Here is a 14,706-nt window from a genome sequence, read left to right as displayed (position 1 = left end):
GTCACCTTGACCGCCTGTGTTTTATCTAACTCATCTATCCTCATCTTAAATCACCTCAATCCCCGGAGTGTAATATCGTGTCCAAGCGTCGTGTAGTTGTCACTGGCATGGGTATGTTGTCGCCGGTAGGCAACACTGTAGAATCTTCTTGGAAAGCCCTGCTAGCTGGTCAAAGTGGTATCGTTAATATCGACCATTTTGATGCAACCAATTTCTCAACTCGTTTTGCAGGTCTAGTTAAAGACTTTAACTGCGAAGAGTATATGACTAAAAAAGATGCTCGTAAGATGGACTTGTTCATCCAGTACGGCGTCGCAGCAGGTATTCAAGCTTTAGATGATTCAGCCCTAACTATTACTGAAGAAAACGCTCCTCGTGTAGGCGTTGCTATCGGTTCTGGTATTGGTGGTCTTGGTTTGATCGAAGCCGGTCACAAGGCTCTAACTGAAAAAGGCCCTCGTAAAATCAGCCCGTTCTTCGTACCGTCGACGATCGTGAATATGATTGCGGGTCACATGTCTATCATGCGTGGCCTACGCGGTCCAAACATCGCGATCTCTACAGCATGTACGACTGGCCTACATAACATTGGCCACGCGGCTCGTATGATTGCATACGGCGATGCTGACGCAATGCTAGCGGGTGGTGCTGAAAAAGCATCTACACCACTAGGTATGGGCGGTTTTGGTGCGGCTAAAGCATTGTCTACTCGTAACGATGAGCCTCAAAAAGCTTCTCGTCCATGGGACAAAGGCCGTGACGGCTTCGTTCTTGGTGACGGTGCAGGCATGATGGTTCTTGAAGAGTATGAGCATGCTAAAGCTCGTGGCGCTAAGATTTACTGTGAGCTAGTTGGCTTCGGTATGTCGGGTGACGCTTACCACATGACATCTCCAAGTGAAGATGGCTCTGGTGGTGCACTAGCAATGGAAGCGGCTATGCGTGATGCTGGCATTACTGGTGAACAAATCGGTTATGTTAACGCGCACGGTACCTCGACTCCTGCAGGTGACGTAGCGGAAGTTAAGGGCATCAAGCGTGCTCTTGGCGAAGCAGGCAGCAAGCAAGTCTTGGTTTCTTCTACGAAATCAATGACAGGCCACCTTCTAGGTGCTGCAGGTTCTGCTGAAGCGATCATCACAGCGATGTCTCTAATTGATCAAATTGTTCCACCAACAATCAATTTAGATGATCCTGAAGAAGGCTTAGATATTGACTTAGTACCCCACACTGCGCGTAAAGTTAGCGGTATGGAATATGCTGCATGTAACTCATTCGGTTTCGGTGGTACAAACGGCTGTTTGATCTTCAAAAAGATTTAATCATCTTATTAAAGATGTAAACATTCGTAGATAGTCATAATTAGACTTGTTTTTAAACGGCTTGATGCTTTAGCATTGAGCCGTTTCTTTTTATGGGGAAAAACATGTTTTGGGTTGATGGAGAAAGCCAGCAAACTGTCGATATCTTGGATCGTTCGTTCCAGTACGGGGATGGTTGTTTTACCACCATGCTTGTCCAAGAGGGTCAGGTTCAGCATTTTTATGATCATCAATGTCGTGTCGACGAATGCCTTAAAGCGTTACGTATTCCAACACTTGATTGGGATGTTGTTAGCCTTTGGATCGATAATGCACTTCAACATATCCAAGATAACGATCTTCATGGAACAAAGAGCCTTTATGGTTCAAAGATCCTCCATGATACAAACAAGCCTCATAATCAAAAAGCTGGGATAAAGCTACACGTTAGCCGTGGGGCCGGCGGTCGTGGCTACAGTACCAAGAATATCGCCAAGCCAACGATAACCATCAGTACATTTGATTTCCCTAGTCATTATTCAGCGTGGCAAGATTCTGGTGTAGAACTCGGTATCTGCCAACAAGCACTAGGTTTGAGCCCATTGCTCGCAGGTCATAAGCACAATAATCGTCTTGAGCAGATCTTGATGAAAGATGAAATGGATCAGGCCGATGAAGCTGATGGTGTAGTTCTTGATATCTCGGGCAATGTGATTGAAACCACCATGGCTAATCTGTTTTGGCGCAAAGGTCAGATGATATATACACCTCAACTCACGCAAAGTGGTGTGGCGGGGGTTATGCGTAAGCAAGTGTTAACCGCGCTGAATCAAGCTGAACTTTCCGTTACAATTAGTGACTACTGCTTATCTCAACTCATGCAAGCTGATGAGATTTTCATGACCAACTCCATCTTAGGGGTTGCCCCAGTTACCCGTATTAGTGATACCCAATTCAACATTGGAACCGTTACTCGTAGCCTTCAAGGACAACTAAACTCGTGATCAAAAAGTTATTTATTTTTATTACCTTGTGCTTAATTGCAGCCGCTGCTGCTGGTTTTTATGTTTACAACCAAGCGCAAGATAACCTGAAACAAGTTATTCAATTAGAAAAACCGCAGGTGGTTACCGTTGCTTCAGGTAGCAGCTTTAACCGTGTTCTAGCACAGTTGATTAACGAGGGGCTTTTTGAGGCTTCTCCTTACGAGAAATTAATCCGTAAGTTACATCCTGAGCTTGTAGACGTAAAAGCGGGTACATTCCTGCTTGAACCCGGTTTAACCCTAGAGCAGGCGCTACAAGTGCTTGTCGAAGGGAAAGAGCACCAATTTACCATTACCTTCGTAGAAGGCAGTCGTTTTGACGAGTGGCTTGTTCAGTTAAAAGACAACGAATTCATTCAGCAGACGTTGAATGATGTCTCTGAAAAAGAGATCGCACAAAAGCTTGGTATCGAAAATGAAAAGCTAGAAGGCCTTTTCTTAGCGGAAACATACCACTACACCTATGGCACAACGGATTTAGATTTGTTGAAACGTGCCCACCGAGATCTGATGAACGTGGTCAATGATGAGTGGGAAAATAGAGCCGATAAACTGCCTCTTAAATCGCCATATGAAGCGCTAATTCTTGCGTCTATCATTGAGAAAGAGACTGCAGTAGCGTCAGAGCGTGAACGTGTATCTTCTGTGTTCGTTAATCGCTTGAACAAGCGTATGCGTCTGCAAACTGACCCAACGGTTATCTACGGCATGGGCGACAGTTACAAAGGCAATATACGTAAGAAAGACTTACGTACTCCAACGCCATACAACACCTATACAATGAGTGGTTTACCACCGACGCCGATTGCAATGGCGGGTAAAGCGTCTATCAATGCTGCGCTGAATCCAGAAAAGAGCAACTACCTGTATTTTGTTGCGAGTGGAACGGGCGGTCACGTATTTTCAAAGAGTTTGACTGAGCATAACCGTGCAGTACGAGCTTACTTAAAGCAATTAAGAAAAAACAAATAAAGAAATAATTATGAATCAGTCGAAATTTATCGTAGTTGAAGGCCTTGAAGGCGCTGGCAAAAGTACAGCAATCAATGCCATCGTTGAGACATTAAAAGCATCGGGTGTTGAAGATATCGTCAATACTCGTGAGCCGGGTGGCACTGTCTTAGCTGAAAAGATGCGTTCATTGGTTAAAGAAGAGCACGAAGGTGAGAAGCTTCAAGATATGACGGAACTATTGCTGATGTACGCGGCACGTGTTCAATTAGTCGAGAACGTCATCAAACCCGCATTAGACAGCGGTAAATGGGTGTTGGGTGATCGCCATGATATGTCATCTCAAGCTTATCAAGGTGGTGGTCGTCAGATAGCACGCACTACGATGGAATCACTGAAAGCAACCACGCTAGGCGGCTTTAAGCCAGATCTAACGCTATATTTGGACCTAGACCCTAGAGTAGGACTAGAGCGTGCCAGAGGCCGTGGTGAGCTTGATAGAATTGAAAAGATGGATATCTCATTTTTTGACCGAACGCGTGAGCGCTATCTAGAAATCGCAGGGCAAGACGATTCTGTACTCGTGATTAATGCGCAGCAAGAAATTGAGCAAGTAGCCGCTGATATTAAAGTCGCGCTAAGTGCTTGGCTCAATAAACAGTAGGTAGTCATGGCTGAAGTGTATTCTTGGCTCACACCGGTATGGAGTGAGTGGAAAAAAAGTCTCGATGCAGAACGTTTTCCTAACTCTGTTATTGTTAATGCACCGGAAGGGCTCGGCGTTGATGCGCTGATTAGCCAACTTACCGATGCATTGATGTGTACTAATTACGAAAGCGAGTCGTGTGGATTTTGCCACAGTTGTGAATTGATGAAGTCGGGGAGTCATCCTGATTTCCATGTGATTGAACCTGAGAAAGAAGGTAAATCGATTACCGTTGACCAAGTACGTGCGAGTAACCGCTGGGCTCAGCAATCGTCCCAGTTAGGTGGTTTGCGCGTTATCTTGCTTAACCCTGCCGAGGCGATGAACGAATCGGCGTCGAACGCATTGCTGAAAACTCTAGAAGAGCCATCAAGTAAGTGCATCTTCATTCTTTCTACTCGTAACAGTAATCGCTTAATGCCGACTATTATTAGCCGCTGTCAGCAATTCAATGTGGTTAGCCCACAGTTGGATACTGGATCGACTTGGCTAGATGGGGAAGTAGGTAAAGCGGTTCCGCAGTATATTCTAGCGCTCAATGACAACGCGCCTTTGAAAGCGAAAGCCATGTTTGAGCAAGGCGGCGTTGAAGCCTCAACAAAAGTGCTCGATGGTTTTGTCAATGTTATCAAAGGCACTCAACCTGACATGCTGAAGTTCTCCACTGAGCTTAGTAAAGATCCTTTGGTTCAACTAGGTTGGCTATGGCACTTAATGTCTGACGTGCAAAAGCTGCATTTTGGTTTGGCGAATCAGGCGATGACTCCGAGTGCGAAAGCTTTGTTTGAGGTAATGTCTTATCAAAGTGCTTACGCAGCATCGAATAAACTCTTGATATTGATTGAGCAGTTAAAGCAACACCCCGGGCTCAATACGGAGCTACTCATAATGAACTGGCTGATTGCCACTTGCGAGGAAACATGTTCGTAGATTCCCACTGTCACTTAGACAAACTGGATTACCAAGATTTACACACTAGTGTAGAAGACGTGGTTAATAAGGCGAAGGCAGCAAACGTAGACCAACTGCTTTCTGTCGGTGTGACATTAGACTCGTTTGAAAACATGCTTGAGATGATCTTGCCGTTCGATAACGTTAAAGCTTCTTGTGGTGTTCATCCTCTCGATGTAGAGAGCGATTTCTGTCTAGAAAGAATGCGTGAGTATGCGAGCAATCCAAAGGTTGTGGCGATAGGTGAGACAGGCTTAGATTATCACTACCAACCAGAGACGGCAGAACTACAACAGCTCAGGTTCAAGCAGCACGTTGAGTTGGCTGTTGAGCTTAATAAACCTTTGATCATCCACACGCGTAACGCGCGTGAAGATACGTTAGCTATTTTACGCGATGGTGGAGCAGAGAAGTGCGGTGGTGTGATTCATTGCTTTACTGAAGATCAAGCGTTCGCCGAAGCGGCAATGGAGTTAGGTTTTTATATCTCGATCTCAGGGATCGTTACTTTTAGGCAAGCGACGGAACTTAAAGAAGTCGTAAAGAATTTGCCGCTTGATCGACTGTTGATCGAGACGGATTCTCCATATCTTGCCCCAGTTCCATATCGTGGTAACCAGAATCAGCCTGCATATGTGGTGGAAGTAGCGGCTTATATCGCGCAGCTGAAAGGGCTGTCAATGAAAGAGGTTGCTGAACAAACAACCAAAAATTACCGAAAACTTTTTTTGCGATAAAAAACTAACTAAACAAATAAAAGGGAGCGAAAGCTCCCTTTTTGTGTTTTTGATCACCAAAAGTACGTTTTTTTTTAATGTTTACTAATTATGTTGAACTTGAGAGCACTATTTACATCATTTGTAATTTTGTTACTAAAAATAACATTAGCTCCTATTTTATTTACCCAGTAAAATAATACACCTAACAAAAAATATAGATATATTTCAATGATTTAATTACTTGTAAAGCATTGCATTTCTAGATTTGACATGTGATCCAAGACGTGTTTTGAAACTAAATTTCGTAAGTGACTAGAAAGTTAGTTCCGCATCAATATATATTTAGCGGCAGAAAATATAATGCAATACATGGTTACATTTTCACTGGGTGCTAACATATAGGCTACGGGGGTGTGCCGTTAGAACCCATATAATTATTTTATCTTTATCAGGAGCATAAACATGTTTAAGAACCTTTTTGCTAACCTGCAGAAAGTTGGTAAGTCTCTGATGCTACCAGTATCAGTTTTACCAGTTGCGGGTATTTTGCTAGGTGTCGGTGCAGCAGACCTTCCTTTCATTCCAGAAATTGTTTCAAACTTAATGGAACAAGCGGGTGGTTCAGTATTCGGTCAAATGGCACTACTGTTCGCAGTAGGTGTAGCACTTGGCTTTACTAATAACGACGGTGTAGCTGGTCTAGCTGCTATCGTTGGTTACGGCATCATGACTGCTACACTTGGCGTAATGGCTGGTGTAATGGGCGTTGATAAAATCGATACTGGTGTACTAGGTGGTATCCTAGTCGGTGGTGTTGCTGCTTGGGCATTCAACCGTTTCTTCCGTATTCAACTACCAGAGTACCTAGGCTTCTTCGCTGGTAAGCGTGCCGTGCCAATCATCACAGGTTTCTCTGCGATTGGTCTAGCAATCCTACTATCTGTAGTATGGCCACCAGTTGGCGGCGCTATCTCTGCGTTCTCTGATTGGGCTGCTCACCAAAACCCACAAGTGGCGTTTGGTATCTACGGTATCGTTGAGCGTTCTCTAATTCCATTTGGTCTTCACCACGTTTGGAACGTACCTTTCTTCTTTGAAGCTGGTACTTGTGTAAACGCTGCTGGCGAAACTCAAAACGGTGTTCTTACTTGTTACCTAGTTGCTGATGACGCATCTCGTGCAGCGGGCAATGGCTTCGGTCAGCTAGCTGGTGGTTACATGTTCAAGATGTTCGGTCTACCTGCTGCTGCAATCGCAATTGCACACTCAGCTAAGCCTGAAAACCGCGCTAAAGTAATGGGCATCATGGCTTCTGCTGCGTTGACTTCATTCCTAACGGGTATCACTGAACCAATCGAATTCTCATTCCTATTCGTTGCTCCAGTATTGTACGCAATCCACGCTCTACTAGCTGGTTCTGCATACGTTCTTGCGAACACTCTAGGTTTTGTACACGGTACATCTTTCTCACACGGTCTAATCGACTTCCTAGTTCTATCTGGCAACGCGTCTAAGATGGGCCTAATGGTTGTATGTGGTATTGGTTATGCTGCAATTTACTACATTGTATTCCGCACTGTGATTAAAGCACTTGACCTTAAAACTCCAGGTCGCGAAGACGAGTCAGAAGACGACATCGTTGCAACTGGTACTGAGCTTGCTGGTGAGTTAGTTGCTGCATTCGGTGGCAAAGCGAACATCACTGGTCTTGACGCTTGTATTACTCGTCTACGTGTTGCAGTAGCTGATACAGAAGCTGTTGACCAAGACAAACTGAAGAAACTAGGTGCTGCAGGTGTTGTTGTAGTTGCTGGTGGCGTACAAGCTATCTTCGGTACTAAGTCTGACAACCTTAAGACAGACATGGATGAGTGGATTCGTAACAACGGTTAATTCACTGATTCAATAAATTGAAAGGAGGCCGAAAGGCCTCCTTTTTTGTTTTCTGCAACATAAAGACCTTTCTACGTTTCATCTTTTCTAAATCAGTGAATTACCACTTAACTCGATGTGTTGTTACTCGTTCTTGATCGTTCAATGGCTGCGATCTTTAACCAAGTGATGACATCTTTAGCTATGATTCAAGTAACCTACCGTTTTTTCAAAACAGTCTGAGAATATTATAAAACATCGTTACTTGATCGGCCTTATGTGCTGCAGCGGAGCCTCGTTTGCTCACGCTTCTGAAGCTCCAGCTTTGGAAGTTGGACTCGCCATCGACCAAGACCTGAGTGTCGTTGTGGAATTTGATCAGAAATACCGTGCTACGATTGGCAATGACGGCGCTGCATTTGACTATATTTTTAAGCGTGGTCAGTTTGAAACTGAAGCGCCTTTAACTTGGTATGTTGGTGCAGGTGCTTGGGCTGAATGGAATGACGACTTTGGTTTGCGTTTGCCGTTAGGCGTGAAAGTGAATTTCTATGAAGGTTGGAATACTTACGCACAAGTTCACCCTGAGCTCGACATGTACAAAGGTGTTGAGTTACAAGTAGGCGGCGCACTAGGTGTGACCTACAAGTTCTAAGTTGAACTGAAAACCGTTTTTATAATGAAAAAGCCAGCATCAAGCTGGTTTTTTCATTTCCTTAGAATACTTCTAGTCTAAAGACTGATTGATCCAATATGGGGACTCAACCTAGAAGGTAAAACTCAATCCGACATTGGCTTGGAATTGGTTCATCCAGTCAGTATCAAAGCGGATGATACAGTCTTGGCCATTGCTCGGTATGTTACAAACACCAGAGGTGTCGTTGTCGACCACAGTACCTAGCCAACGTAATTGTGTATTTAACGCTAAGCGGTCACTGAATTTGTACTCTAAGCCACCAAAGATAGAAGTTGAGAATCCATATTTATCTTTCGCCCAATCTACATCAACGTAAGAAGCACCAAGACCTAACCCTAGATAGCCTGACAACGCAGATGAAGCAGGGTAGTAGATACTGCTTTGAAAGTGCAGGTATTGAATTGAGGAGCTTAGATTGAGCGTTTCTAACTCAGAGCTCTGATTGGAATAGAAAAAGCCGATACGGCCTTTCTCAAGCGGAGTTTCAATGGCGAAGGTGAAGTTTTCTGAACCTTCCATATCATAAGTATTACCATCCTGGTCTTCGACGCTACCACCACCTGTATAACCAATCATCGGAGTGATAATAATTTCCGGTGCTGCATACAAGTTTGAAGCGGAAATGAGCGCAACAAGCGCAATCATATTTGCTTTGTTATTCATGAGTATACCCTTATCCATACACTTACTAATTGTGATGGTTACATCAATATTGTGCGACTAATTTCGACGATTCTTGAAGATACTTCACACACCTGATAATACTTAAATAGAGACTCGACAAATTAATAATAAGCCAGAGGTGTTTATGGACCATAATCTGAAAAATGCGCTACAAATAACAGTAGTAATCTACACCATCATTCTTTCGTTTGGCTTTATTGCGATTGGTAGCTAATACCATCTATTGCGAGGCTGAGTTTTTATACTCAGGGAATAATGAATAGTGGGATTATAACCAATATTGATTCGGCAATAGACTTAGATTACTACGCTAAGTTTATTGCTGGAAAAACAGCACTGGTTGCCCAAGGCGGCGGACAGCGAAGTATTTTTACGGCTGGTGTGCTGGATGCCTTTCTTCTTTCTAATTTTGACCCTTTCGACGAATTCTTTGGCACCTCCGCGGGTGCGCTTAATTTATGTGCCTATCTGTGCCGTGATAAAGGGTTGGGTCGTTCTTTTGTTCTTGATCTAACGACGGCTCCTGAATTCTTCAATCTGTTCTCTTATATACGAAACCGTCAGAACTTAGGTTTAGAGTGGGCCTTAGAACAAATCATGGCTTACCCATACAAGCTAGATCTTGATTTGGGACGACAAACCTTAGGTGATCGACATTTCTCGGCGGCAGTAACCGATTCTAAAGACTTACGAGACCATTATTTTCCTCTGATGGGAGAAGACTGGTACAAAGTGATGATTGCGACCTGTGCCATCCCTCGCCTGTACAATGATGAAATCTTCATTGGTGACAGTGCTTATGTTGACGGTGGCGTGTCTGCGTCTATTCCTGTGCAAGAAGCATGGCGTAGGCAAGCTCGATCGATAGTCGTGATACGTACTGAGCCTGTATTGGAAGAGGGAGCCGAGCTATCCAAGGAGATTCAAGGTAAACATGCCTTAATGAAAGCACCTAAGCCTATATCGGCTGAGGAGTTGGAATGGTTCCGTGAGTCGTTTGATAGTGTGCAAGATCATTGGCAACAAAAAGTAGAACAATGGAAAACCGATTGGACGTCATTCTTTCAGCAGCAAATTCTCCGTTCAAAGGAGCAAAAGCGCGATAGAGGGCACCTTGATCTGCTCAATGGTGGACGATGGCTATTTGGTGCTGATGATATTTATCGTTTAAGTCATTTGATTGGCGATAAGTTTGATTCTGGCTTAGCTGACATGTTGATGGTTCATTATCAGACCTACTCATTAACTCAGAACTTTTTGAACTCTCCACCGGACGATGCGTTTGTTGTTCAAATTGCACCCAGCAAACCGCTTAAGTCGAGCTCTTTGATGAGTGACAAGGAAGATTTGCTGTACGATTACGACTTAGGTTTAGAGGCGGGTTACCGATTTGTAGAAACCTATACTTCAACGGAAAACGCTCGCAGCTCACATATGCCACAGTTGGCGACTTGCGCTGCTGATAAATAATATTCGAAATTGCTAAATAATATTCGAAATTGATAAGTAATACTCGAATTTGAAAGTTAGTACGCAATGAGCTAACAAGGTTCTGAAGTGAAAAAGGGTTACTGAACTTAGTTCAATAACCCTTTTTTGCTCTTGGCTGGGTCGCTGATCAACGAACTGACCTAAAACACCAACTGATTAAGTGACAGGTAAGATTCTCATGCAGTTGGTTGAGCCCGCTACATCCATAATGTCGCCTTGAGTGACGATCACGAGATCGCCAAACTTAAGATGCTCTTTCTCTTTTAGGCAAGTGAGCGTAGATAGGGCAATGTCAAAGCTATCTTCGGCTTCTGTCTCGAAGTAGATAGGTGTCACACCGCGGTATAAGGTGCAGCGATTAAGTGTTCCTTCGTTACGAGACAGCGCGTAGATAGGCATATCAGCACTTAGACGAGACATCATCAGTGCAGTACGGCCTGACTCGGTGAGAGTGACTACGCCCTTAATGCCTTCCATATGGTTTGCAGAATAGATGGTTGCCATTGAGACAGTTTCTTCGGCGGTGACAAAAGTACGGTCAATACGGTAATTAGATTGGTTATTAATGCCCGCCATTTTCTCTGCGCCAATGCAGACTTCTGCCATCGATTTTACGGTTTCAACCGGGTAATCACCGGCAGCGGTTTCACCTGAAAGCATGACAGCATCTGTTCCATCAAGTACCGCATTGGCAACGTCCATCACTTCGGCACGGGTTGGCATTGGTGCTGAGATCATTGATTCCATCATCTGAGTTGCGGTGATGACGGTTCTGTTAAGCGCTCTAGCACGGCGTATAAGCTGTTTTTGTACTCCGACCAATTCAGGGTCGCCAATCTCTACTCCGAGGTCACCACGAGCTACCATGACCACATCTGAGGCCATTATGATGTCATCCATGTTCTCAACAGTGGCTACCGTCTCTGCTCGCTCTACTTTTGCTACAAGGTGAGCTTCTAAGCCTGCTTCTCGTGCAAGCTGACGAGCGTAGTGCATGTCTGCGCCGTTGCGTGGGAAAGACACTGCGAGGTAATCCACTTTGATTTGGGCTGCGGTGACGATGTCGCGCTTATCTTTTTCTGTCAGCGCTTCTGCGGAAAGACCACCGCCTTTTTTATTGATGCCTTTGTTATTTGACAGTGGGCCGCCAATGATGACTTCTGTATGAACGCGACAGCCTTCCACTTCGGTCACTTTCAGCTGAACACGACCATCGTCGAGTAACAGGATGTCGTTAGCTGAAACGTCGTTAGGTAATTCTTTATAATCAAGACCGACTGCTTGTTGGTTGCCTACACCTAAACCTAGGCTACTGTCGAGAGTGAATTTGTCACCCACAGCAAGTTGGATTTTGCCATCTTTGAATGTCGATACTCGAATCTTGGGGCCTTGTAAGTCACCGAGAATAGCGATTTGAGTGCCAAGTCTTTTTGCAATTGCTCTGACGTTTTCTGCGCGTTGTATATGGTCGTCGCTGGTGCCGTGAGAGAAGTTCATACGGACGACATTGGCACCGGCTTTGATGATCTCTTCAAGCACGTTACCTTTATCAGTAGAAGGGCCTAGCGTTGTGACGATTTTCGTTTTTCTTAATTCGGCTGTCATGAATACTCCTAGAGTGAGGCCAAGTAATCTTTTAAAAGACTGAATTAAGTATATGCATTAATTGATTATTTATTGGGAGCTAGGGAGATATTTCATTATTTGTCTCTAATTATTGAATTCAGGGCTCAATAACGATGTTTTATTATGAAAATTAAGTCTCAATTTATCGATTTTGGTGTTAATTTTCCTCGAACTATTTGACTCGATACACAAAGATTCATGTATATACGTGATACTGGTCACGGCGATATACCAAGTGACTTCACAATTACTTCGCAAAGTAAAAAAATTAACTCGTTGATGATTTCTGGAGCGTAAAATGTACATGGCTCAACCGGGCCATATTGATCATATCAAACAGGTCAATGCTGGTCGTGTATATAAACTAATTGACCTTAAAGGTCCTATTTCTCGTATCGATCTGTCCAAGCAAAGTGAGTTGGCTCCGGCGAGTATTACTAAAATTACCCGTGAACTCATTGAAGCTCACCTTATTCACGAAACGACGGTTCAAGAAGCCACGACTCGTGGGCGTCCTGCTGTCGGTCTGCAAACCAATAACGAAGGTTGGCAGTTTCTGTCGATGCGTCTTGGTCGCGGATATTTGACGATCGCGCTCCATGAATTGGGCGGCGACGTGCTTATCGATACCAAGATTGATATTCATGAACGTGACCAAGATGATGTGCTTGCGCGTCTTCTACATGAAATTGATGAATTTTTCCAAACCTATGCTGAGCAACTCGATAGGGTAACAAGCATTGCGGTTACGCTACCGGGTCTTGTGAATTCTGAGCAAGGTATTGTGTTGCAGATGCCGCACTACAACGTTAAAAATTTAGCGTTGGGTCCTGAGATTTACAAAGAAACAGGTCTGCCTGTCTTTATTGCCAATGATACCCGAGCTTGGGCATTAGCAGAGAAGCTGTTTGGTCACTCACAAGACAACGATAATTCAGTTCTCATCTCGATTCACCATGGTGTCGGTGCTGGGATCATCCTTGACGGCCGAGTGTTGCAAGGTCGCCACGGTAATATCGGTGAACTTGGGCATATTAAGATCGATAAGCAGGGCAAACTTTGTCATTGTGGTAACCGAGGCTGCTTAGAAACAGTCGCGAGTTCTCAGGCGATCCGTGATCAAGTAAAAGAGCGACTGGCTAATGGTGAAGCATCGTCATTAACTGTGTTTGAAGATGTCACTATTGAACAGATCTGTGCTGCCGCTGCTGATGGCGATCCATTGGCTGTTGAAGTTATTGAACAGCTAGGTCGTTACTTAGGTGCCGCGATAGCGATTGTGATTAACCTTTTCAACCCTGAGAAAATCTTGGTGGGTGGTGTTATCAACCAGGCTAAAAGCGTGTTGTACCCTGCGATTCAAAAGTGTATCGAAGAGCAGAGTTTATCGGTTTACCATCAAGATTTAGAGCTGGTGGAATCTCGATTCTATAAACAAGCAACCATGCCTGGTGCTGCGCTTGTTAAACAAGCCTTATATGATGGCCAACTGTTAATGAAAGTTGTTGAAGGTTAACTCCTTATACTCGTCTTTTAGCCTCACCCGAAACCTTTCCATGTACTTAAGCTTTGTATAACATCATTTGTTGTACTTAGTTTAAGCATTCTGTGCATTGGCGCTTTGCTTTAACCTATTGAAGTAGGCTATTGTAGCCACAGTTATTATTTGTCACTAAGGTGTTGTATGTCTGGCGTTTTAAATTCGGTTGATCAGAGAACCAAACTGGTCGGTGAAAACCGTCTGGAGCTCTTGTTATTCAGCTTAAATAGTCGTCAACTTTTTGCGATTAACGTATTTAAAGTGAAAGAAGTCCTAAAAGTGCCAGTACTCACTCGCTTGCCGGGCTCTCACCATCATATTACGGGTGTTGCGTCTCTACGTGGTGAATCGGTGCCTGTTATCGATTTGCGCAGCGCGATTGGCTTCCCACCGTCACGAGATGAGACTCAAGAAAATAACTTGATCATCACGGAATACAACCGAACTGTACAAGGTTTCTTGGTTGGGCAAGTGCGTAATATCGTGAATACGACGTGGACTGAAATTCAGCCACCGCCAAAGACAACGGGTCGTGCCAATTACCTGACGGCTATCACGCATATTCAAGAAGAAGAGCAGCACAAGATCGTTGAGATTATTGATGTTGAAAAGGTACTCGCTGAAATCATCGATTATGATGTTTCGATTTCTGACGGTGTATTAGATGAGCAACTTGCCAATGAAATGGTTGGACGCAATGTACTTATCGTTGATGACTCTTCAACCGCGCGTAACCAGATTAAAGGTACCTTATCGCAACTGGGTTTGAACATTATTGAATGTTGTGATGGTTTAGAAGCACTGACCTTACTTAAGGGCTGGTGTGATGAAGGCAAAGACATCAATCAAGAAATATTGTTGATGATCACTGATGCCGAAATGCCTGAAATGGACGGCTATAAACTGACGCATGAAGTGCGTACGGATCCAAGAATGCATGACCTGTTCATCACGCTAAATACTTCATTAAGTGGAAGTTTTAATGAAGCTATGGTTGAGAAAGTAGGGTGTAATCGCTTTATTTCTAAGTTCCAACCGGACCTTCTGGTTGAAGTGACTCAAGAGCGAATGCGTCAGATTTTATAATTAAGACTGCTGTACGGTTATTTTGAGTGATCTTATG

General features: G+C 44.0%; 14 protein-coding genes. 12 read left to right on the top strand and 2 right to left on the bottom strand.

What is annotated here, in order from left to right; all coding sequences use genetic code 11:
* Positions 1-77 precede the first annotated feature (77 nt).
* From fabF to H5300_RS01725, 8 genes are all read left to right on the top strand, one after another.
* Positions 78-1,322 (top strand): beta-ketoacyl-ACP synthase II, encoded by a 1,245-nt coding sequence (gene fabF, locus H5300_RS01760; RefSeq protein WP_004736554.1) that lies wholly within the window; start codon positions 78-80, stop codon positions 1,320-1,322.
* 104 nt (positions 1,323-1,426) lie between these two features.
* Positions 1,427-2,305 (top strand): aminodeoxychorismate lyase, encoded by an 879-nt coding sequence (gene pabC, locus H5300_RS01755; protein ID WP_004736555.1) that lies wholly within the window; start codon positions 1,427-1,429, stop codon positions 2,303-2,305.
* The gene (gene mltG / locus H5300_RS01750) at positions 2,302-3,318 is read left to right on the top strand and encodes an endolytic transglycosylase MltG (RefSeq protein WP_017078128.1); all 1,017 of its coding nucleotides are present in this window, start codon (positions 2,302-2,304) and stop codon (positions 3,316-3,318) included. The genes pabC and mltG overlap by 4 nt, the downstream gene beginning before the upstream one ends.
* 10 nt (positions 3,319-3,328) lie before the next feature.
* Positions 3,329-3,961 (top strand): dTMP kinase, encoded by a 633-nt coding sequence (gene tmk / locus H5300_RS01745; protein ID WP_065605493.1) that lies wholly within the window; start codon positions 3,329-3,331, stop codon positions 3,959-3,961.
* 6 nt (positions 3,962-3,967) lie between these two features.
* Entirely contained in the window at positions 3,968-4,933 is a 966-nt protein-coding gene (locus H5300_RS01740; protein WP_182795300.1) for a DNA polymerase III subunit delta', read from the top strand.
* Complete coding sequence (locus tag H5300_RS01735) at positions 4,924-5,691, top strand: TatD family hydrolase (protein WP_182795299.1); 768 nt, start codon at positions 4,924-4,926, stop codon at positions 5,689-5,691. Before H5300_RS01740 ends, H5300_RS01735 begins: the two co-directional genes overlap by 10 nt.
* Positions 5,692-6,135: 444 nt before the next feature.
* A complete protein-coding gene (gene ptsG, locus H5300_RS01730; RefSeq protein WP_004736562.1) occupies positions 6,136-7,566 on the top strand; it encodes a PTS glucose transporter subunit IIBC in 1,431 nt (476 codons plus the stop codon).
* 229 nt (positions 7,567-7,795) lie between these two features.
* Positions 7,796-8,200: a hypothetical protein gene (locus H5300_RS01725; RefSeq protein ID WP_182795317.1), complete on the top strand. Its 405-nt coding sequence runs from the start codon at positions 7,796-7,798 to the stop codon at positions 8,198-8,200.
* A 111-nt stretch (positions 8,201-8,311) separates the two neighbouring features.
* On the opposite strand, the gene H5300_RS01720 is transcribed toward H5300_RS01725, so the two are convergent.
* Positions 8,312-8,905: a porin family protein gene (locus H5300_RS01720; RefSeq protein WP_182795298.1), complete on the bottom strand. Its 594-nt coding sequence runs from the start codon at positions 8,903-8,905 to the stop codon at positions 8,312-8,314.
* 145 nt (positions 8,906-9,050) lie between these two features.
* Here H5300_RS01720 and H5300_RS01715 point away from each other — a divergent pair, with 145 nt between their 5' ends.
* Positions 9,051-9,140, top strand: coding sequence for a YnhF family membrane protein (locus H5300_RS01715; protein WP_099165371.1), 90 nt, complete (start codon positions 9,051-9,053; stop codon positions 9,138-9,140).
* Positions 9,141-9,181: 41 nt separating this feature from the next.
* Positions 9,182-10,396, top strand: coding sequence for a patatin family protein (locus tag H5300_RS01710; RefSeq protein WP_102487817.1), 1,215 nt, complete (start codon positions 9,182-9,184; stop codon positions 10,394-10,396).
* A 177-nt stretch (positions 10,397-10,573) separates the two neighbouring features.
* On the opposite strand, the gene pyk is transcribed toward H5300_RS01710, so the two are convergent.
* On the bottom strand, positions 10,574-12,022 hold the full coding sequence (gene pyk / locus H5300_RS01705) for a pyruvate kinase (protein WP_017085832.1): 1,449 nt from the start codon (positions 12,020-12,022) through the stop codon (positions 10,574-10,576).
* Positions 12,023-12,341: 319 nt separating this feature from the next.
* On the opposite strand from pyk, the gene H5300_RS01700 reads away from it, so the two are divergent.
* Both H5300_RS01700 and H5300_RS01695 read left to right on the top strand, forming a co-directional pair.
* A complete protein-coding gene (locus H5300_RS01700; protein WP_182795297.1) occupies positions 12,342-13,559 on the top strand; it encodes an ROK family protein in 1,218 nt (405 codons plus the stop codon).
* 168 nt (positions 13,560-13,727) lie between these two features.
* On the top strand, positions 13,728-14,669 hold the full coding sequence (locus H5300_RS01695) for a chemotaxis protein CheV (protein ID WP_004736572.1): 942 nt from the start codon (positions 13,728-13,730) through the stop codon (positions 14,667-14,669).
* The last annotated feature ends 37 nt before the right edge of the window (positions 14,670-14,706 follow it).

Origin of the sequence: Vibrio sp. SG41-7 (assembly GCF_014164465.1) — a bacterium.
Classification (GTDB): domain Bacteria; phylum Pseudomonadota; class Gammaproteobacteria; order Enterobacterales; family Vibrionaceae; genus Vibrio; species Vibrio splendidus.
The sequence above is the reverse complement of the archived record's forward strand: the minus strand, read 5'-3'. Positions and strand labels throughout refer to the sequence as shown.

Excerpts from the sequence above, each read along its gene's own strand:
- H5300_RS01715 (WP_099165371.1), top strand. The coding sequence starts at position 9,051 with ATGGACCATAATCTGAAAAATGCGCTACAAATAACAGTAGTAATCTAC.
- H5300_RS01735 (WP_182795299.1), top strand. The coding sequence starts at position 4,924 with ATGTTCGTAGATTCCCACTGTCACTTAGACAAACTGGATTACCAAGAT.
- H5300_RS01720 (WP_182795298.1), bottom strand. The coding sequence starts at position 8,905 with ATGAATAACAAAGCAAATATGATTGCGCTTGTTGCGCTCATTTCCGCT.
- pabC (WP_004736555.1), top strand. The coding sequence starts at position 1,427 with ATGTTTTGGGTTGATGGAGAAAGCCAGCAAACTGTCGATATCTTGGAT.
- H5300_RS01740 (WP_182795300.1), top strand. The coding sequence starts at position 3,968 with ATGGCTGAAGTGTATTCTTGGCTCACACCGGTATGGAGTGAGTGGAAA.
- H5300_RS01700 (WP_182795297.1), top strand. The coding sequence starts at position 12,342 with ATGTACATGGCTCAACCGGGCCATATTGATCATATCAAACAGGTCAAT.
- ptsG (WP_004736562.1), top strand. The coding sequence starts at position 6,136 with ATGTTTAAGAACCTTTTTGCTAACCTGCAGAAAGTTGGTAAGTCTCTG.
- pyk (WP_017085832.1), bottom strand. The coding sequence starts at position 12,022 with ATGACAGCCGAATTAAGAAAAACGAAAATCGTCACAACGCTAGGCCCT.
- tmk (WP_065605493.1), top strand. The coding sequence starts at position 3,329 with ATGAATCAGTCGAAATTTATCGTAGTTGAAGGCCTTGAAGGCGCTGGC.
- H5300_RS01710 (WP_102487817.1), top strand. The coding sequence starts at position 9,182 with ATGAATAGTGGGATTATAACCAATATTGATTCGGCAATAGACTTAGAT.
- H5300_RS01695 (WP_004736572.1), top strand. The coding sequence starts at position 13,728 with ATGTCTGGCGTTTTAAATTCGGTTGATCAGAGAACCAAACTGGTCGGT.